Origin of the sequence: Paenibacillus sp. yr247 (assembly GCF_900103825.1) — a bacterium.
Classification (GTDB): domain Bacteria; phylum Bacillota; class Bacilli; order Paenibacillales; family NBRC-103111; genus Paenibacillus_E.
Window position 1 is genome coordinate 1 of record NZ_FNIF01000034.1, and the last position, 18,562, is coordinate 18,562.

The following is an 18,562-nucleotide window of genomic DNA, read 5'->3' on the forward strand; positions in this document are numbered from 1 at the left end:
TTTGACTGTCTTTTTATTACGCTATCATTCTGAGTTAGTTGAACCAGGATAGGACTCACTTTTATTCATCATTTCTTATAACTAAATGGGATACTGTTTCCATTCTATCTAAAAGAAAATCCAATATGCCTTCTGGATACACCCGTTGTCAATAAAAACAAGGAGCAGCTGCCGCAGCACATGATGCTTGTTGTCACCGCGACACAGCTCATGAACGAAACTTCTCTATTATTGTCACTTGAGTTAGGATAACCTATTAGTTACTTCCTCCAATATTCGTTCCACAATGAAGGATGGATTGAAATACCCCTGAATAACAATGTCTGAATTTGGTTTAACTGTCCTTTCCATTTCCAAATAAGCCGCTCTTCCTCTTACTAAATAATTTGTTAAATCATTACGTATATCTTCAATGGGATTCTCCTTGTAATTTCTTAGAATTCGTCTAGCCATAGCAATATCCAGTGGAGTGTCAATATAAATAGTCATATCAATATATTCACGCATTTCATTGTGCAAATAAGCAAAAGGATAATCAAGAACAATATACTCTAATGAGTTATCTTTAAGCAGTAGCTGAACATCCTTAATCAATGGGAGCAGGTTCCATTCATTATAATCCGCTCCTTTCTCAACCCATTCACAAATATCGTCTGGACAATTTTGAAATTCATAGTCATCAAAATACAAAGCCTTAGCGTTATTTAATTTACTAAGCAATTGGTTTGTTATCGTCGTCTTTCCTCCGCCAGATACAGCGGCAATTGAAATCACTCTTGGTTTTTGCATCATTATTATCACACTCCAGAACTTTTAGCTTAGCCTTATCCCCCACCCATAAATCTTTTTTGTCCATTCCATTAGCTTAATGAAATCCATGTTTTATTGATTAAAAGAACTCGTCCATGAGCTGATAGTAAATGACTTTTGATTCATCTAATTCTGTTAGACCATAATTATCAAGAAAGGCATATATATACTCATTGCCAAAGTTATATTTTATACTTCTGATTGCCAAGGCTAAATCCTGATACCTGTCTGCAACCCCAGCCCTACCCCAATCAATAAATCCATGAACCTTCCCATTATTTATAATGATATTAGGTAAGCAGTAATCGCCATGTGTAAAGACCAAGTCCTCAGTAATGGGCTTTTTACTAAACTTGTCTATGTTGGTCAAAATTTTCTTCATCAACAAGATTATTTTCTACTCGATTTTTGGCTTCCTTTATCTTCATGAACTGCTCTCAGACTATAAGCCAATTGCTTCATTAACTGCGGTAATATCATTTCGAATGACTTTTCAGAAGCATTAATACCTTCGATTTCGGTTATGAGTAAGTATTCATTAGAATCGTCTTGACCGTAATAAACAACCTCTGGGACAAGCAATTTGCCTTGTAACCATTTCAATCGTTCTTTCTCATACATAGGCTTTCAACAGCAGTGAGGGATTGAATTTTTAAGTATAGATTAAATGAAGTGCCTATCAATAAGTACGTTTTTGATTCTGAATGACCAATAGTAATTCTTCTCCACGTATATCCGTTTGTCATTTTAGATAAGTTCTCTGGAAGTGTAAATTCCTGCATTATTGTTCCCCTCACTTTCAATGAAATTACTCTTATATTCAAACTTTGGACATTAAATAATCTAGGAGCAACTGCCTATCTTCCTCAAAACATAAGTCCAACTCGGCTATTTGGGACGCAGATTTCCAAGCTATCTCATGGATTAATTCGTCAGGGTCTTGAATTGTCGGCACTCCACTTAACAGATTGACTTCAAAATAATGAACTAAACCTTCACCTTTAACGAATACTTTCATATTGACCGCCACCTTGTAACCTGTTTCCTCCCAAACCTCTCTTACACAGCATTGTTCATATGATTCGTTAGTATTCTTGCCACCAGATGGTACAGACCATCTTTTTTCTTCTTCTGGTTTGCCTTGTAAAATCATCAATAATTCCTTCTTTTCATTTATACAAATTGCCGCAGATCCTGTCCATTTCTCCATTTGACTCACTCCAATTTCCTTGAAATCGTACTTTCATCAAAAATTAAAGAGTCAACGGCAACTCTTTTCGTTGATACAATTATACCATATTGTGGGATTTGATCTGTCAGTTATTTAGTTTCATGAGAACAGTAACATAGTTGGAATCTGCACCTATTGCACACCCTCATTCTGCCACTCAGTAGCCTTATTTAAATCGTACAATCAGCAATTAACTATGCTGGACTAATATTTATTCGTCTGATAAGCGTCTGCAAGCGTTTTGCCTAGAAACACACACCTACCTTTTGATCCGATGTTCGCGGATAACAAAAAGACACCTTTGAATCAGGTGTCCTGTGACTAGATAACTTCCGATAAACTTCTTTTTTATTTGAACTCGTTCTTCGTTAGCGTAATGGATTAAATTATGGTTATTGCTTCATTCTAAAAAAAACTGGAACCATTAAAGAAAAAATAAAGTAATCAAAATGAAATTGACGAAACCCTGTAACCGAGGTTTTGCTTGAAGATTGCGACAAAAATAACTGAAATAGCGGTTTGCCCCCTAAGAAAAAAATAAAGTACTTCATTCCAATGAGAACAACGGCGGAGGCGGAATGCCGTCGTTCAAAGGCACGCTGAATGATTCGGAAATTTTGGCTTTAACCGATTGGCTTCTGTCGCATAAATAATCAGAATTGCACGAGCATACAGCCTGATGTTTATACATAGATTCCATTCTTTACCTGTCGTTTAACAAAGAATTGGCATATCTTTGGACAAACCGATTTTGTTATTGCGTCGTTACCTATGAAAGGAGTGAAAAATATAAGCGAAATAATAAGGGAGAGGTGGACCTACTTTGATGAAATGGATAAGGGAGAACAAATACGCTGCAATGCTGCTGTCGCTAATTCGATTGTATGCCGGATGGAAGTGGATGACGTCAGGTTTGGGCAAGCTCACTGCTTCGAAGGCATTTGACGCCAGCGGTTTTATCAAAGGAGCGATAGCGAAACCGGTAATGGATTCCACAACAAATAATTTGATTTATCCGAATTATGTGTCATTTTTAAAACATTTTGCACTCCCAAATATCCAAATGTTCAACTTAATCGTCCCATTGGGCGAATTTCTTGTTGGGATAGGTTTGATCCTTGGCTGTTTGACTACGGTTGCGGCCTTCTTCGGTGTATTAATGAACTTCATGTACATGTTTGCCGGTTCTGTCAGCAGTAACCCGTTGATGGCACTACTTGGCTTCATAATTCTCGCAGCAGGCGCTAACGCAGGAAAATTTGGTGTCGATTATGTGACACTTTCTCGATTACGCGAATTGTTTACCCAGATGTTCCATAATACACCCAAATCCAATACCCATTGAGGAGGAAAATTAACATGTCCGTATACGAATATTCCGCGCGTTCGATCAAAGGCGAACCGGTTAGCTTGTCCGCCTACAAAGGCAAAGCTCTCGTCATCGTAAACACCGCCAGCAAATGCGGCTTCACGCCACAATACGAAGGCTTGGAATCTTCGTACAAGAAATATCACGACCAAGGCCTCGAAATCCTCGGCTTCCCGAGCGACCAGTTCGGCGGCCAGGAGCCGGGCAGCGAGGCCGAGGTGGAGGAATTCTGCAAGATCAACTACGGGGTGACGTTCCCACTGTTCGAGAAGACGCTGGTCCGCGGGCCGGAGGCAACGCCGCTGTTCCGCTACCTGTCGGAGCAAGCGCCGTTCAAGGGCTTCGATACCGCTACCCTAGGCGGGGCGAAGATGCAATCGTTCCTTCAAGAGAAACTGCCCGAGTATTACGAGGGCAACGGCATCAAGTGGAACTTCACCAAGTTCGTCGTCGACCGCGAAGGCAACGTTGTCGGGCGCTTTGAGTCGACCGTCGATCCCGCGTCGATGGAGTCTGCGATCGAAGCGCTGCTGTAAGCCAGTCGCCTAAAAAAGGAAGCCAACCGCGCCGTCCGTTCACCGGCGGTCGCGGTTGGCTTTTTTGGACGATGGAAAGGCGGAGTGCTTCAGTCTTCAAAAACCAAATGAGGAGCTGCAGGTTGATCTTATCTTGAGATGAACACTTTACGTACTACATGGTTTCTGCATACGTTCGTGCGATTAGGCATCTCTCTCACTCGTTTAGTCGATAATTTCACCACAGGTCACATTCGCCACAGCTCCTGTTATCGCGCTGGCTAGATCTGTGGGCCATAAGGACGGCCGCATTCGCTACTTCGGCGAGCCTTGGAAGCCACTTTAGTAGTGTTTTTTCAGCGATACCTGCCTCAAACTCTTCACGGGAAATGCCGGCATTCTCCGCATCATAGCCCCGTTGTTCAGTTTCTGGATGAGCACCAGTATTTGAACATCGTCATTAATCCTTTAATCTCACATAACGCCAAGAAAACCAATTTGCGACGGTTGAAGACGGATGCCGCTGATGCCCATCTATTAGGAGCGTTGTTTTATAAAGAAGAGTTTGAACCCTACAAAAAACGGGGTCAGCATCTCATGAATTTACGCTATCTAACACGCCAACATGAATCTTTAACGGGTATGTATGTCCAGGTAAAACTACAATTTCAGGCCATTCTGGATCAGGTTTTCCCCGAATATCATGGCGTTTTTGGTGACCTTTATTCAAAAGTTTCCCTTCGACTTCTGGCCTTACACCCAACGTCTAAAGAGGTTCTGGAACTGGATGAGAAGGAGATTACAGCAACAATTTTAGCTGAGATCGGTGAAATCGATCGGTTCAATCACGCAAAGAAATTTGTTGCCTTTGCTGGTATAGATCCAAGTGATTTTTCTTCAGGCAAGTTTACAGCAAGCAACCATAAATAAAATAACTAAGCACGGTTCCAGGAGTAGTGTTATTATTCAACTAACGTTCTGCGTTAGTTCAACCGATTGCATTTATCTTCCGAATACGAATCTTGTTACCAAGCAATAAAAAATGGGTGTTTACTTTCATCCATACCTAATTTTATCCTGTCTTGAAAGGTGGGCCAAGTTACCAATTCCATAGCTTGTTCAATCGTGAAAAAGCCTACCTCCAAACTCTCCACGGACGTCGTTGGCTCCCCTCCGACAGCTCGCCCTAACCATATTGTCGCAACTACACCTTTTGAAACACTTTGAAATATACCGCAGAACTTGACTATTTCGATGTCAATTCCTGTTTCCTCTTTAACTTCACGAATAGCGGCTGATTCAATTGATTCACCAAGCTCGACAATACCTCCAGGCGGTTCCCACCCTCTTCGAGGTCCCTTAATGAGCAAAATTTTCCCCTCATCATTTAGTACAATAACACCCGCCGAGACGGAGTGCCTTGGAAACTCTGGCATATTTATCCTCCCTTACAGTTTTTATTTACATACTGTCCCGTTAATGCACTTTGAATGAAACAACAAGCCTTGAGAAAATCAACCACCCGTTCCTCTCCCACATCATTGATTCCAATACTTATACGCCTCCATTAAACGGAATATTCCGTTATACTGCCCGTTAAGTGAGAAAACGGCAGCCGATCAACTAAGCCGGCTGCCGTTTCGTGTTGTATATTGAACTCTCGTGTCCCGTTAGTTCATCAATAACATAGTTAGATGTTTGTAATTTCATATTCCATTCGCTTTGCGGTATTTAAGGCTATCTCTTCGCTTATTAAACGACGTATTACATGGAAAGACATATGTATTCCTGATGATATACCTCCAGAAGTAATTAAATTACCTTCATCCTTATCTCATATTTCTTATCACTTTAACGTTTGGGTATTCAGTTTCAAGTCGAGTTAGATCCATCCAGTGAGTTGTTGCTGATTTACCATCTAATAGTCCAGCTTTTGCGAGCAGAAAGGCACCTGTACAAACTGATGTAAGTAGTTCTACTTTTGCAGATTGTTCTTGAATCCATTTAATTACCTCTGCGTTATGGATTTCTATTTCCTCTGCTCCATAACCACCTGGAACAATAAGAATATCAAATGAAGGGGCAGTTTCAAAACTGTAATTCGGTTTAACCATCAGTCCATTTCGCGCTTTAATTAGTTCACCATGTTGAGATACCGTCTTTACATGAAAAGCCTTTTCTCTGTTTTCGGGAAACTCTGTAATCGAAAACACCTCGAAGGGACCTGCAAAATCTAAGACTTCCACCTCGTTAAATAAGAGTAAACCTACATTCCAACTCATGAAAACAACTCCCACTCGCTTCTATTGTTTCTTATATCTCTATTTTAGTTTGAAAATTGGTGAAGTAAAAGATCCAATAATGATTAAATTTAATGTACCAATTTTAGTATTCTGCCGTTACCTCAATGAACAAAGCAGGTCGCCGCTGCGCCTGCTTTGTTTGCATGTCTTTATGAATTTAAGAATATGCGTTATCGTAATGAAGGTTCGACTAGATTTAATTCTGGATTGAATAATTTGTTTTTCTTTAAAAAAGTCTTTAAACTGTGGTTTTTAACATGGACAGCAACAAGACCTTCTTCTTTCGTAAATACTAGTAGAGTAGGAAAATAAGTTTTGGACGGACTAATAAACATCACTACTTCTGTAACTGTTCCAGTAATCCATTTGTTATTAACTTTGTAAGGTGGCGTAAGAGGGATCTTAATGGCTATGCCCTCGCTTGGTTCGATTTTTAAGGAACCTACGGTTCCATTCGCAGAGGACAACCATTCTTTAACCAGGTTCTGCAACGAATTAGAGTTTTTTATTGAGAGGATTATCTCACCTTTTTTAATATCCAACACTTCTGCTCCATCTGATGCCCCAACTGTTTGAGCAAAAAGGAGACTAAATACTGCCACAAGGAATAACATGCGATCTAATGTTTTCAACAATAATTCAACCTCCACTTGAAGGTAATATTCCCCATTCTAATGAAAATATTTTCCTTCTACCAATTGAACTATGCTGCCCGTTAGCTTAATGACTTCTCGTTAGTTTACTCTAAAAAAAAGCCCCGATGACTGTACTAGCTCATCGGGGCTAACTAATAGATCACGACTTTATATCAGATTTGATTTTTCTTTATTTAAAGAAATCTTTATTTTAATGATTTCATCTATTTCTTTTTGATCAAACCCATTTAACAACCTATAGTTTGATATCATGCTTATTTCCCCTTCTGATAGAACAGAAGAATTATTAGATTTAATAAAATCATTATCAATTATTATTAAATCATCAATATTGCAATTAAATTGTTTCTTTATTGCTAATAAGGTATCAAAAGATGGATTACAATTTCCTTGCTCAATCTCACTTAAATTCCCCTGAGAAATGCCTATTCTACTCGAGAACTCCACTTGATTCATATTATTTATTTTTCGTAATCTACGAATATTGGGCCCAATATTTATCATTTTTTCACATCCAATTAAATAATAAGTGACCCGAACATTTTATTGATCGGGTCACTTGAATGCAAGTTGTTAGTTTAAACAAGAAGTCATTATTGCGGTTCCATACTTTTGTTACTGGTTCCCGACATTTGTTACTGGTTCTACACTTTTATATCACCAGACATGCCTGTCAGGTGATATAAAAGTCGTAAACCTATTTTGTTGATTTTACTGGGTTTGCCGCGGCATGTGATGAAGGTGAAAAAAAGAAAGTCATGAACCACCAGGAATTACCATGTATAGAAAGTTGTGAACCGCAAACAGAATCAAAATGTTATAGTCAAACGAGTACCTTCCCAATACGACATTCGACTTCATTAATCCCATAATTGGCTAGCCTAATCTTCTTTTGAAATGGATCAATATCGCATTGATAAAGTTGCTCCATTTAATACTAAATATATAAAGAAATCGCTCATTAGATTATGGTCGGGCGATCTCCATTTCACCAATAAGCGATTCGATTCATGTTTAAAGTGTATATCCCTTAGTCCATTTCACTCTCTTGAAAGTCTCTCAATTTATCTAAAGTCTTCAAGACATAAGTAAACCAAATTAACCTTTCATTATAATACCCAATCGATCTCAGAAAAGTCTTTCGTAATCGGTTTGCATTTCGTACATCTTCGATTAGCCTGGCATGAAAAACCACTTTGTTCCGACGGAACTTCCGAAACCAGTTCCTCCACAGTTAAGGCATCCACTTGGAGTTCCAAACCGCAAATCGATTATTGTTCGCTTAATGGAATAACTTTGGTTCCTGAATTGAGTATTTTTATTTTTACGTTAACATGAAAAGGAACTTCTGGAAAAACTTCATCCCATTTTGGCTTAAATTTAACTTTCCATTCTTTACGATGCTGTTGATAAAAATTGAGCCCTATTCCCAAAAAGTCGGATTTAAACTCTTTTTGGGCTTTTGTTATTACGGCTTCAAATTCTTTTTTTACCTTGTCTTCCAGATCCTTTTCACATGCGTGTAGAATCTCCGGAGTTATGGCTCCGGTATTACCGCCGAATTGGAGCATCGTAGCATTGACTTTCGCCGAAATGAATACTTCGGGTACCTCATGGCCCGTCTTAATTTTTATTTTCGATTTACTATCTTGAAGTCTGAATACACCGGATACAGAAGCTCCAGTGTCAGGTATCGTTATGGATACAGATGATATTTCTTGTAATTTTTTATTTGCAATTCGTCCCAATCCTTTGCTTTCGTTCCCATCAAGCACGCCTACCAGCTTGTAGCCTTTAAAAACAACCATATCTGACACCTTGAGATTTCCGTCTCCATATATTTTTATTAATGGGGCGATGGGCTCTATTCCTTCTGTCATCAGCATTTTATTAAATTCTTTTAACCTGACCGGAAATGAAACACCTACAAGAGTTGAAACCCTAAAAAAATCCACTAACGCTTCCCCGACCAACAGCCCTGTTTTCCCGACCGACATACTCAAAATATTTTCTGGTTTCTCCTTTGTTAAGACCAAAAATACGGACTCTCTTATACTTGGAGTAATAAATAAATAATCCATGATATTTTTCAGTTGTTGTTTTGCCGCATCTTCGCTGATAATGACTGCTGTAGCATATCCTAAGAACAATTCTTGCGGCACGATGGTTTGCAGGTTACCGAAGGCTTCCGGCACTGTTTTCCCTGTTCCTTGGACCACCTCCTTGGACTTTCCTCCTTCCTTATCTTGTTTTCGAGCCCTTATGATCTCGCAAGTCAAAAGAAATTTTCCGTTATTATCAATATCGATACCGATTGCACGCACTAAAGCCATGCTTTCAAACTCCATGTAATCCCAGCATCCGGTGCATGCAGTCAGAATGACAATACTTAGAATGAGTCTTATACATTTCGAATATTTCATGTTTTCCTTGATACCGCCTTTTTTCCTTTTGCAAACATCAGGATAGAAACTGTACCCAGGGTAACGATGTAGAATGGATATACACAATATTGAATTACCAGTATGTAATAGTAGTATGCTTGGTTAAATGAGCGTATATTCAAAGTTATTATGAATGTAGCAATAGTAATGATGATGATAAGAACCTTGGAACTTCTTTTTATGATGGATTCTGAAGCTACCCAGCTGCTGTAGAAATTTCCGGATAGCTTCAATACGGTGATGATAACATAAGTAATTAATAAAAAAATTTCTACTCCTTGAATGAATTTTCCAATTGTTATTGAAAAAGCTACATTTACACCTGCAAAAGAAATTCTGGAAGCCTCTTCCGGAGAAATAGCGGCTGAGATTAAGAAAGATACGGCTCCCGGCATTAATACGACAGATACCAGTAACCCTACAGTAAGTGAAAAAAATTGCTTCCCAGGTTGATACAAAGATTCAACCATAATGAACATGAATAAAATAACTTCAGAATGCCCTCCTCCTGCCAATAAGACAGCCTTTAGAAATGATGGAACGTCGCTGTCTAACATAGGGAAGATGTTGGAAGGATCGAATTGGGTTATTACACCGATAACAAGGGTAAAAAATATACCGAGCAAAACAATCTCCAAAGTTGCGCTTAACCTGGATAAATTTTCAATACCACTACCTGCGATTAAAAATGACAGTAAAATCATCAGAAACATTGTTGCCCACATCGGTGTATTGTGCAAAACCAAGGTCTTCACCAGCCCTCCGCACAACATTAACAGCAAAGCCGACAGGACTATGTTTAATCCAACATAAGCTATAATGAAAATCGTACTGATCAATTTTCCGCTAAACATCTCAAGAATATGGAATATGTTTTTTCCCGGATATTTCTTTGCAACGCTCAATACCCATAGGGCAAAGGCAATATTGATAAAACCGCTTACGAATTCCGCAATCCACGCACTTCTCCCTGCCAAACTGATATTGTAGGAATGATAAAAAACAACTCCGCCATAAGCGCTTGCGAAGGTAAGATATATGGCCTGTAGACTCGAAATCTTTTGCTTTTGCAGCATGTCCCTGATCTCCCCTTTATTTTTTGGGACCTGGCTTTCTGGTGCTATCCCCCATCCTCGTTTCGTTTCCGGACAATAATCTGGGGCGGGTTCTCAATTTCCACAGCGGAGACCTTATCAACAGGTCCTTCATCAGGCTAATTTCGCCGACATCCAAAGGATGGGAAATCGGAACGCCGAAAGAGCGTAGGGTAACCAATCTCCACTGCAAAAAAAGAATGCCGATAATGACGCCAAAAAGTCCGAAAATTGTTGCCATAAATATTAAAAAGTAATTAGTTACTCTTGCTACACTTGCAAGGTTTATCGACGGCAGCGCATAGCTTGAAATCGCAGAGATCGCAACAATGATGATCACGACAGGGCTGACATAACCCGCTTCCACAGCCGACTGGCTTAAAACGACGGCCCCAAGGAAACCGATGCCCTGACCCAAACCTTTAGGCAACCTCGTCCCTGCTTCTCTAAGTAAATCAATCATGAAGGTCATGAGCAGCACCTCAATGACGGAAGGGAAAGGGACCTCCCCTCTTCCCGCAGATATACGAATGGCGATAGCCGGGGGCATAATGGAATGATTATAGGCTACAAACGACACATACAGGGAAGGCAATGTCGATGAAATAAAAAAAGCGCAATATCGTATAATTCTCATGATCGAACTAAATATCCATTTTTGCGAATAATCGTCAGGTGTCTGAAATTCCTGTAAAACCAATAAAGGTACTATGATTGCAAAGGAGAAGTTATCGCATAGTATGGCTACACGTCCATCAGTCAAATTAGCGGCGGTTACATCAATTCGTTCAGTCAGCTTATATTGAGGCCAAATCGATAAAGGACTATCTTCGGTTAGTTCAGTTATGACGGATATCGAATGGACCATATCGATGTCGATCCGGTCTAATCTACTGCATATCTCTTCGATAATTTGGGGATTGGCTACTTTTTTTAGCCAAACGATTCTTACTTTTGTATGGGAAATTCTTCCTAATTTCACCTGTCTAAACATTAAGTTTGGGGAAGGCAATCTCACTCTTAACAGGTTAAAATTTTTATTTATATCTGTTGTAAACGCTTCATTTCCACTCTGCAGGGAGGGCTCTGTTTCTGATTTTTCACCTACTTCACGCTTTAGTAATGGTATAACTATAGCAAAATCCGTATCGTTACTTGTTATTACAACATGACCTGTAAGGATAGCGTGTACGAGGTGATCTTTTTCATCTGAACTATAAACTTTCGCTACAGAGATGACTCTGGATTCAATAATATCCATTATCTCGGCTGAAGTTAGAACACTATCCTCCGAGTTTCTGTCCTGCAATCTTTCGATTACATATTTGTTTATCATTTCATTTTCAATTAGATTTTCTATGTACATAACATTTACTTCAGCGTTCAAAACGGGTATATTTCTTGAAACGAAATCAACGTCGTCGCAAAATGCATCTTTTAAATATTCCTTTAAACGCATCTTATCTTCTCCATTAAAAGACATCGATGATAAGGCCTCCTTTATTTCATAAATAAAGTATTTGTATTGTAGGGATTAGATATTCGGAGAGATTCCAATCTTAGTGGCAAATTCAATCAGACTTAGTTCATTTAACTTTCTAATCTCTTTAATTCGCTTACCAAACATCGGAACGACGGAACGCTTTTTATCGATCTGAGAAAGGGCTCCGTACACTAGATAGGCATCTGACAAGCCGGCACTCACATAGTGTAATACAGGAATGTTATGCCATCTTAAAAGGGAGCTGTGGATCATGACGATAATGGGCTTTGAGGACTGCGCGCTCTTTGAGCTCCGATTTTGGCTGCCGGTTTTGGGTGATCATGCAAGGTTTATCAGGGATGGGCTGGCTCCAGGAGAGGATGCGGAAATATCCAATGCACAGCAGTTCATTCAAGCCTTTGATAAGTTGTCGGATTCAGCGAGGGTGAACCTGGATGGCGGGAGCATCGCTGCCTTGCTTCAATCTGTCAATCCTTGGACCTCACAATTGCGTGCCTATAAACTTCATTTGCTACAACGGTCGCTAACGGGGAATATCGTCATCCACTTGTACCCGACGTTTTTAAATCATATGGTCGATGAGCTCGAGGAAGCGATGCGCGTTTTTGCGGCACTGACAAGCGGCCAACTGCCTCCAGCAGGACCGGCTGTTCACCAGCATTTAGTATGGCTTCTAGATGCAGTTGGCCACTGTGACATCCTGTCAGGCGAATTTGATCTGGTAGAGAAGAACTGGAAAAACAAGAGCGGGGAATTCGAACGCTATTTTCAGACCTATTATCTCAAAGCGATCGAGCTTGCGGGTTATATGCGTACTGCATTGCCGGATTTCCCTGCTTTACGGCGATTTAATCAAGAAGCTAATACCGTTATGCTCCTCTTCATGAAATTTCTGTCCGAAGTGCAGGAGCTTACGACCGGAAAAGAATTGCTGAGCACGTTATCAGAGTTAATCCCCGATCATATGTACCGGGAAGAGTGCTATTATTTGTATAAACTCTCTCAAGCTGCTGCAGGCGTGCCCTGCCCTGATTGTGATCCTGCCAAACCTAGAGTCGGGAACTAATCTAACTGAAAAATCCTTAATTAACGAATCCTTGGGCTGTCCTTCCGGACCGACGGCGTCACTAATCATATACATAGACATATCCTCCCCGCTTCGCCACCTCTTTTATGGTTAGATACGGCTCCGTTTTATTTGAGAGCAAAGCAGCAAGACCAGAGGAATAACAAACTGGAAAGGCACTGAAAGCCATGGCCAAATATGCTTCTGAAACTCGATCACGTCCAGCTGATTAGGATGAAGAAACAGAGATAGCTCAAACAGCGCAAACCCGAGAGGCACGATGTAAATCTGATAATTTCGGCTCCCTATCGTCTGCGCTAGGGCTAAAGAGGCAGCAAATAGACAAACGGTCAGCTTCATGAATTCACCAAAAACCCAAACGGTAAACACGATCGGCTCGATTCGTTCGAAAAAGTCCCCTACAGAGATGTACATCGCGGACATATACGAGGGGAAAATTTGTTTACTCGCGAGTTCGCCCATTACCAGGATATTGACGAAATGGGATGTGATCAACCATAAGCCGGACAATCCGATTACGGAGAGGACCGTCTTTTTTACCTTGTCGGCGCAGTTAACGAAAGGGATGATCATGATAAATAGCACCGACTCTCCCAAAGGGAATGCTGCGATTTGCGCGGCTCCGTCGAACACGGGACGCCAACCTGTTTCTAATACCGGAAATAGATTTCCAGGATTCATATCTGGTATCAATAATGCAATGAATATAACTGATTGCAATACCACAACGATTATTAATATAAGCGCGCATCTACAAATAATTTCAATCCCTTGATACGCGGCCCAAGCGGCAATTGAGATCATGATCAAACTGATCACAACGCTTGGGGTTCGTGGCAGTAACACGGTTCCTGTAAGATCTTCAAAATTGCGCAAAACGTAAGCACCTAGCTGGAAGCCGTACCCAGTATACAAAATCCCGATCGTTTTCCCCATCCAGGTGCCAAGTAGGGTCTGGGCAATTCCTATTACCGACTTTTGCGGGAATTTTCTGCAAAGTGTCGCATACACCCAAGCCATACAGAGCCCAGCAATGCTACCGATGACGGCGGATATCCAAGAATCATGCCCGGTGGTGTAACCGATGGGTAATGACATCGAGCTTGCTACTATAAATACGAACATGAGAGCCCAAAGCTCCGTATTTGAGATAAGGACGTTTAGTCCGGAACTTTTCATCTACGCGTCCCTTCTCCGATCGGTCATTTCACGAAAATCGAGAGCCATTTTTGCAAAATCATAGAGGGGCTCATGATTTGAAAACCCATAGTCATACACAAACCGACAACGGTCGACAGTGTTAAAATGAGCCCTACAGTAACATATTCCTTCATTTGCGCCGTCTTTTTCATCAGCTTCAGTTGTACCCAGATGAGTAAGGCAACGAAGAACGAGTACATCACAATATTCGTCATTCGGTGTGAACTCCTTTGTTTTCTAGAGAAGAACTAATCATACCGGCTCTTCGCAGGTGGATTTTGGTATCTACGAAAACGTCTGCATCAGAAAAAATCGTATCCCAATCATCCCTCACAGTTTTCCATGTCCCATATTGATATTGATGCACCAACAGTCCGAATCCGAATATGTCGGATTTCAATTCCGTTTGCGCTTTCCTTATGCTGTGAAGAGTTTGCTTCGTAATCAGTTTACTAAGTCCTTGTTCAATAATGGCTACGCTTTCCGGCCGACTGATATCCAACTCTACATTACTTTCATGAAGCAAGCCATCACCACTCAGCTCGATATGAATATTTGCTTTGCCGTCTTTTATAACCGTTTTTATTTTTTTCTCCGTTTTCTTCAAAACAACGCCGACGCTCCCTCCGGCCTCCGGAATCCTTTCGGCCAGATATTCATGCTTTAATTCACCTTTAATCCACATGAGGCTTCTCGTTTCAATGTCATTCAGGTATCCCACCAATTTGTAATTTTTCATCACCGCTGTCGACGAGAGTTGAAATACGTTTAGCTTCGACTTTTCATCTTTTTTTTCAACCAAAGTTTGGGGTTTCTGAATCTCTACTGCTCCCAATACGGGTACGATTCCGTCTCGCTCCTGGTTTATCAAAAAGTCCCGGAACGTAACCGCCGTACCGACTCCGTTACGCTCCAATTCTCGAACCTCCTCTGACGGTATACGTTCATAAGGATGATCCGTTCGCAACAGTTCTATGGCCTGTTTGCCTTTAGTCACAACAAGGTAAGTGCGAAGCCGGGTTCCTGGATCCCTGGAGTAGTAATCCAAAATTTCTTCTATTCCTTTTTGGGCTAATGTTTCTCCGATGAAGACAACCCGGCGATGTCCTTTGAAAAATTTTCGCGAAAGCAGTAGTTGACACTTTCTCTCTACATCGTAAATATTTGTCCCCGAGGCGGAAATTACGTAATACGTTTTGTCAAGTGTTCCTGACGTCCCCTCTTTAGAGGGGATAGGTACCTGAATCGAAACAAATAAACGGCCATCTTCGGTTATATCCAGCCCAGATGCCATAAAAAGGGCTACGTCATTCATTTCCACCCTGTCCCAACAACCGCTCAAAAGCGGAACCAACATAAGTAAAAGGAGCGTCCGCGCTTTCTTGTAGGGCCCGATTTCTCCTTTGCACATTACGGTTCTTGCCCTTTCGGTATGCGGGTCTGGCGCTTCCCTTCCTGTTGCGGCCGAAAATACATTGTCCATAAAGGGGCCCGAAAAAAAGTATCCTTGAGTCCTTGAAAGTTAACCGGTGCCATTGGAAATAAATAGGGAACTCCGAGCGACTTGAGGCCGGCAAGGTGGATTAATATGCAAAGCAGCCCTACCGTAATGCCATAAAGTCCAAACATACCAGCAAGCAGGATCATAGGGAACCTCAGAATCCGAAAAGCGAACGAAAAATTATACCGGGGTATGACAAACGATGCAATGCCAGTTAATGACACCACAATAACCATCGGGGTCGAAACGATGCCGGCTTGTACGGCTGCTTGACCGACGACAAGGCCGCCCACGATACTGACGGCTTGACCAATTTGCTTAGGCAAACGAACTCCGGCTTCACGTAAACCCTCGAATGTGCTTTCCATAATCAGCGCTTCCACTAATGCAGGGAAGGGGACACCTTCCCTGGCGGCGGAAATGCTTAATATCAATTTTGTCGGAATCATTTGCTGATGGAACGTGGTTAACGCAACATATACGGAGGGTAAGACCAGGGCAATCATTGTTAAAATGAGCCGCAAAAACCGCATCAAATTCGCAAACAGAACACGGTCGTAATAATCCTCTCCCGCCTGAAGAAATCCCCAGAAAGACATTGGACCGCTAATGATGAATGGGGAGCCGTCAGTCAAAACCGCAACTCGTCCTTCCAATAATGCGGATACTACATAATCCGGTCGTTCCGTAACGAGATACTGAGGAAAAGGAGAATACGTGCGTTCTTCGATAAATTGTTCAATATACCCCGATTCCAGCACGCCATCGATCTGAATGTTCTGAATCCTGGACTTGATTTCTTGGATGACGGTAGCATTAGCAATATCCTCAAGATAGGCGATCGCTACGTCCGTTTGGGTTAGTTCCCCTACGGTTAGCGACTCGATTTTCAGTCGAGCTGAACGTATTCTTCTACGGATTAAACTTGTATTGGTCCGAATACTTTCGGTGAACGAATCGCGAGGACCTCGAACCGTGTTTTCCGAAGAAGACTGCTCGACGGCTCTTGTTTTCCCGCCTGGAATGTTGAGAACGAGTGCTTCCGTTTGTCCCGCAATCAAAATGACAATAGAGCCCTTCAATACATTTTGAACAATGCTTGGAATATTCGATGCTCTTTTCACTTGGCTGATGGCAATCAATTGATTTTGCAGAAAAGAAAGAATGTCTTCCCTAGCGTCCAACGGCCCGGATGAGTTGCCTAACATAAGCGATTTCAGCAGTGATTCGTCCAACTGTTTTTCTTCGATTAATCCATCTATATATAAGAGAAGAGCATTCGTTTGACCGCAGATTTGAAAAGAGCGGAATATCACATCCGAGCAAGAATGAAACGTGTTCTTTAAAACGGCTTCGTTTTCTTCCAATGAGGATGTCAGAATGGTGCTTATCGTTTCGTTCACTAGCGCTTTATCTTGGTACTCTTTTAACATAGGGGTAAATACCTCCACGACAAGCAATGACAACATTAAATATAGTTATGTTCATTCTTTTTCTAAATTATGTAAAAACCTCGTAAAATCTTTATAATAAAAATGCAGCCCCAACTTTTATTGGGGCTGCATTACTTTCTTACTTGTTCATTTTTAATTCAGCTTTCATTTCACTTTAGTTGAACAAATTAATGAATGCTTCATGTTACTCTAGACTCTGCCTATAAGACTTCCTTACCCTTTCGATTTGTGCAAGGTTTTCCCGTACATGCTGAACACGGTATTCCAATAATTGTTTGAACGTGAACTGCCCCGCATCGGCATAAACTCCCACTCTCTCCACTTGTTCGGCAGTCAATTGTGATAGGATTGGCAGCATACTGGCACGGAGTGCTTGAAACAGGAGCAAATATTGATCACGGTCTAACTTCTCATAAAATATGTATGGCGGCTTTCCAAGGCATTGTTATGCGAAACGGCTGGTTCAGCGGAATCAGCTCACGCTGTCAGAAGCGTTAAACAACGAGGTCAAATAATTTAACGGTACCGATTTATATTTATTTTTGTGCATAATGATTTGGGTATAGAAGGTCGGGAACCGGTCGTCATGCAGTCTTATGCCATGGAGAACGCCTTTATCCAGTTCTTCCCTCGCAGCGATTCGTGGAATCAAAGCGGCCCCCATTCCAATGATCACGCATTGTTTAACTGCCTCAATACTTCCAAGTTGAGATACGACTTGATAGAGGACTTGACCGTCTTTTAATGAGCGCTCCAATGCCGTTCGATAGGTACATCCGATTTCGGTCAGGATAAGATCGCTATGGTGCAAATCTTTGATAGCAAGCTCTTTCCTGGCCAGAAGAGGGTGACTGGGAGGGCAAATAACGATGAGCTCTTCCTCACGAATCAGTGTCGTATGGATTTCCGGATCAATAAACGGCTGATCTAAAATGATACCTAAATCAACTTCCCCCTGTTTCACTTTTTGAATAATTTCATTATTGGATGAGGGAAGTATCGTCACATTCAATTCGGGATAGGCATAGCGAAAAGAATGGAAATAGAACGGTAAATAATAAGCGGCTAAGGATTCAATAGTGCCTATGGTGATGTTTGTCTTCTCCGGAGTTGCGAGGCATTCTTCCGCTTTCCTGTAGGCTTCGACAATCTGATCGGCATATTGAAGCAATTTTAAACCGTCGATGCTTAATTGCAATTTCTTGCCTACTCTCTCGAACAAGTTCACTTGATAATGCTTCTCCAACTTTTGCATTTGGACGGAGATGCTGGGTTGAGCATAGCCGAGACGTTCGGCCGCCCGGGTCAAGTTAAGGCACCGTGCCACCTCGCGGAAGGTAATATAGTATTGGATATCCATGACAAGCCTCCGTTCATTTACTATTAAAAACTAT

At 41.2% G+C, this 18,562-nt stretch carries 21 protein-coding genes and 2 pseudogenes; 5 read left to right on the top strand and 18 right to left on the bottom strand.

The window, feature by feature from the left end:
• Positions 1–243 precede the first annotated feature (243 nt).
• The 4 genes from BLT91_RS27510 to BLT91_RS27530 all read right to left on the bottom strand — a co-directional run bounded on the left by BLT91_RS27510 (position 244) and on the right by BLT91_RS27530 (position 2,020).
• Positions 244–792, bottom strand: coding sequence for a nucleoside/nucleotide kinase family protein (locus tag BLT91_RS27510; RefSeq protein WP_090827122.1), 549 nt, complete (start codon positions 790–792; stop codon positions 244–246).
• A gap of 97 nt (positions 793–889) precedes the next feature.
• Positions 890–1,192, bottom strand: coding sequence for a phosphotransferase (locus tag BLT91_RS27515; protein ID WP_090827123.1), 303 nt, complete (start codon positions 1,190–1,192; stop codon positions 890–892).
• Between the two features lie 8 nt (positions 1,193–1,200).
• Complete coding sequence (locus BLT91_RS27520; RefSeq protein WP_090827125.1) at positions 1,201–1,413, bottom strand: protein kinase family protein; 213 nt, start codon at positions 1,411–1,413, stop codon at positions 1,201–1,203.
• Between the two features lie 217 nt (positions 1,414–1,630).
• Positions 1,631–2,020 (bottom strand): NUDIX hydrolase, encoded by a 390-nt coding sequence (locus tag BLT91_RS27530; RefSeq protein ID WP_090827129.1) that lies wholly within the window; start codon positions 2,018–2,020, stop codon positions 1,631–1,633.
• A gap of 847 nt (positions 2,021–2,867) precedes the next feature.
• Between BLT91_RS27530 and BLT91_RS27535 the strand changes: the two genes are divergently transcribed.
• From BLT91_RS27535 to BLT91_RS27545, 4 genes and pseudogenes are all read left to right on the top strand, one after another.
• Positions 2,868–3,386 (top strand): DoxX family protein, encoded by a 519-nt coding sequence (locus BLT91_RS27535; RefSeq protein ID WP_090827131.1) that lies wholly within the window; start codon positions 2,868–2,870, stop codon positions 3,384–3,386.
• Between the two features lie 14 nt (positions 3,387–3,400).
• Positions 3,401–3,946, top strand: coding sequence for a glutathione peroxidase (locus BLT91_RS27540; RefSeq protein WP_090827133.1), 546 nt, complete (start codon positions 3,401–3,403; stop codon positions 3,944–3,946).
• A 138-nt stretch (positions 3,947–4,084) separates the two neighbouring features.
• Positions 4,085–4,210 carry a hypothetical protein gene (locus BLT91_RS33685; RefSeq protein WP_302847561.1) on the top strand — a complete coding sequence of 42 codons (126 nt, stop codon included), beginning with the start codon at positions 4,085–4,087 and terminating at the stop codon, positions 4,208–4,210.
• A gap of 120 nt (positions 4,211–4,330) precedes the next feature.
• Positions 4,331–4,874, top strand: a pseudogene (locus tag BLT91_RS27545) (transposase); the annotation flags it as partial.
• Positions 4,875–4,950: 76 nt separating this feature from the next.
• Here BLT91_RS27545 and BLT91_RS27550 read toward each other — a convergent pair.
• The 8 genes and pseudogenes from BLT91_RS27550 to BLT91_RS32045 all read right to left on the bottom strand — a co-directional run bounded on the left by BLT91_RS27550 (position 4,951) and on the right by BLT91_RS32045 (position 12,178).
• Entirely contained in the window at positions 4,951–5,361 is a 411-nt protein-coding gene (locus BLT91_RS27550) for an NUDIX hydrolase (protein WP_090827135.1), read from the bottom strand.
• A gap of 254 nt (positions 5,362–5,615) precedes the next feature.
• Positions 5,616–6,207 (bottom strand): annotated as a pseudogene (locus tag BLT91_RS27555) (DJ-1/PfpI family protein).
• Positions 6,208–6,398: 191 nt separating this feature from the next.
• The gene (locus BLT91_RS27560; protein ID WP_141225099.1) at positions 6,399–6,860 is read right to left on the bottom strand and encodes a hypothetical protein; all 462 of its coding nucleotides are present in this window, start codon (positions 6,858–6,860) and stop codon (positions 6,399–6,401) included.
• A gap of 171 nt (positions 6,861–7,031) precedes the next feature.
• Positions 7,032–7,388, bottom strand: coding sequence for a helix-turn-helix domain-containing protein (locus tag BLT91_RS27565; protein ID WP_090827138.1), 357 nt, complete (start codon positions 7,386–7,388; stop codon positions 7,032–7,034).
• A 767-nt stretch (positions 7,389–8,155) separates the two neighbouring features.
• Positions 8,156–9,307, bottom strand: coding sequence for a Ger(x)C family spore germination protein (locus tag BLT91_RS27570; RefSeq protein WP_090827140.1), 1,152 nt, complete (start codon positions 9,305–9,307; stop codon positions 8,156–8,158).
• Complete coding sequence (locus BLT91_RS27575) at positions 9,304–10,404, bottom strand: GerAB/ArcD/ProY family transporter (protein WP_090827143.1); 1,101 nt, start codon at positions 10,402–10,404, stop codon at positions 9,304–9,306. Before BLT91_RS27575 ends, BLT91_RS27570 begins: the two co-directional genes overlap by 4 nt.
• 16 nt (positions 10,405–10,420) lie before the next feature.
• Positions 10,421–11,905 (bottom strand): spore germination protein, encoded by a 1,485-nt coding sequence (locus BLT91_RS27580; RefSeq protein ID WP_090827145.1) that lies wholly within the window; start codon positions 11,903–11,905, stop codon positions 10,421–10,423.
• Between the two features lie 51 nt (positions 11,906–11,956).
• Positions 11,957–12,178, bottom strand: a complete 222-nt coding sequence (locus BLT91_RS32045) for a helix-turn-helix domain-containing protein (protein ID WP_175532554.1) — start codon at positions 12,176–12,178, stop codon at positions 11,957–11,959.
• On the opposite strand from BLT91_RS32045, the gene BLT91_RS27585 reads away from it, so the two are divergent.
• Positions 12,177–12,992 (top strand): DUF2935 domain-containing protein, encoded by an 816-nt coding sequence (locus tag BLT91_RS27585; RefSeq protein WP_090827147.1) that lies wholly within the window; start codon positions 12,177–12,179, stop codon positions 12,990–12,992. The genes BLT91_RS32045 and BLT91_RS27585 overlap by 2 nt on opposite strands.
• 111 nt (positions 12,993–13,103) lie before the next feature.
• Here BLT91_RS27585 and BLT91_RS27590 read toward each other — a convergent pair whose 3' ends face one another.
• From BLT91_RS27590 to BLT91_RS27610, 6 genes are all read right to left on the bottom strand, one after another.
• Positions 13,104–14,192 (bottom strand): GerAB/ArcD/ProY family transporter, encoded by a 1,089-nt coding sequence (locus BLT91_RS27590; RefSeq protein ID WP_090827149.1) that lies wholly within the window; start codon positions 14,190–14,192, stop codon positions 13,104–13,106.
• A gap of 23 nt (positions 14,193–14,215) precedes the next feature.
• Positions 14,216–14,428, bottom strand: coding sequence for a hypothetical protein (locus tag BLT91_RS27595; protein ID WP_090827151.1), 213 nt, complete (start codon positions 14,426–14,428; stop codon positions 14,216–14,218).
• Positions 14,425–15,624 carry a Ger(x)C family spore germination protein gene (locus tag BLT91_RS27600; protein WP_175532555.1) on the bottom strand — a complete coding sequence of 400 codons (1,200 nt, stop codon included), beginning with the start codon at positions 15,622–15,624 and terminating at the stop codon, positions 14,425–14,427. Before BLT91_RS27600 ends, BLT91_RS27595 begins: the two co-directional genes overlap by 4 nt.
• A complete protein-coding gene (locus BLT91_RS27605; RefSeq protein ID WP_090827155.1) occupies positions 15,624–17,147 on the bottom strand; it encodes a spore germination protein in 1,524 nt (507 codons plus the stop codon). Before BLT91_RS27605 ends, BLT91_RS27600 begins: the two co-directional genes overlap by 1 nt.
• A gap of 205 nt (positions 17,148–17,352) precedes the next feature.
• Positions 17,353–17,589 carry a DinB family protein gene (locus tag BLT91_RS30990; protein WP_141225101.1) on the bottom strand — a complete coding sequence of 79 codons (237 nt, stop codon included), beginning with the start codon at positions 17,587–17,589 and terminating at the stop codon, positions 17,353–17,355.
• A gap of 51 nt (positions 17,590–17,640) precedes the next feature.
• The gene (locus BLT91_RS27610; RefSeq protein ID WP_090827157.1) at positions 17,641–18,528 is read right to left on the bottom strand and encodes a LysR family transcriptional regulator; all 888 of its coding nucleotides are present in this window, start codon (positions 18,526–18,528) and stop codon (positions 17,641–17,643) included.
• Between the last annotated feature and the right edge of the window lie 34 nt (positions 18,529–18,562).

Coding starts and splice junctions, on each gene's coding strand:
- BLT91_RS27575 (WP_090827143.1), bottom strand. CDS start 10,404: ATGCTGCAAAAGCAAAAGATTTCGAGTCTACAGGCCATATATCTTACC.
- BLT91_RS27600 (WP_175532555.1), bottom strand. CDS start 15,624: ATGTGCAAAGGAGAAATCGGGCCCTACAAGAAAGCGCGGACGCTCCTT.
- BLT91_RS27610 (WP_090827157.1), bottom strand. CDS start 18,528: ATGGATATCCAATACTATATTACCTTCCGCGAGGTGGCACGGTGCCTT.
- BLT91_RS27595 (WP_090827151.1), bottom strand. CDS start 14,428: ATGACGAATATTGTGATGTACTCGTTCTTCGTTGCCTTACTCATCTGG.
- BLT91_RS27535 (WP_090827131.1), top strand. CDS start 2,868: ATGAAATGGATAAGGGAGAACAAATACGCTGCAATGCTGCTGTCGCTA.
- BLT91_RS27565 (WP_090827138.1), bottom strand. CDS start 7,388: ATGATAAATATTGGGCCCAATATTCGTAGATTACGAAAAATAAATAAT.
- BLT91_RS27530 (WP_090827129.1), bottom strand. CDS start 2,020: ATGGAGAAATGGACAGGATCTGCGGCAATTTGTATAAATGAAAAGAAG.
- BLT91_RS27580 (WP_090827145.1), bottom strand. CDS start 11,905: ATGTCTTTTAATGGAGAAGATAAGATGCGTTTAAAGGAATATTTAAAA.
- BLT91_RS27550 (WP_090827135.1), bottom strand. CDS start 5,361: ATGCCAGAGTTTCCAAGGCACTCCGTCTCGGCGGGTGTTATTGTACTA.
- BLT91_RS27590 (WP_090827149.1), bottom strand. CDS start 14,192: ATGAAAAGTTCCGGACTAAACGTCCTTATCTCAAATACGGAGCTTTGG.
- BLT91_RS33685 (WP_302847561.1), top strand. CDS start 4,085: ATGAACACTTTACGTACTACATGGTTTCTGCATACGTTCGTGCGATTA.
- BLT91_RS27515 (WP_090827123.1), bottom strand. CDS start 1,192: ATGAAGAAAATTTTGACCAACATAGACAAGTTTAGTAAAAAGCCCATT.
- BLT91_RS27570 (WP_090827140.1), bottom strand. CDS start 9,307: ATGAAATATTCGAAATGTATAAGACTCATTCTAAGTATTGTCATTCTG.
- BLT91_RS32045 (WP_175532554.1), bottom strand. CDS start 12,178: ATGATCCACAGCTCCCTTTTAAGATGGCATAACATTCCTGTATTACAC.
- BLT91_RS27510 (WP_090827122.1), bottom strand. CDS start 792: ATGATGCAAAAACCAAGAGTGATTTCAATTGCCGCTGTATCTGGCGGA.
- BLT91_RS27540 (WP_090827133.1), top strand. CDS start 3,401: ATGTCCGTATACGAATATTCCGCGCGTTCGATCAAAGGCGAACCGGTT.
- BLT91_RS27585 (WP_090827147.1), top strand. CDS start 12,177: ATGACGATAATGGGCTTTGAGGACTGCGCGCTCTTTGAGCTCCGATTT.
- BLT91_RS27605 (WP_090827155.1), bottom strand. CDS start 17,147: ATGTTAAAAGAGTACCAAGATAAAGCGCTAGTGAACGAAACGATAAGC.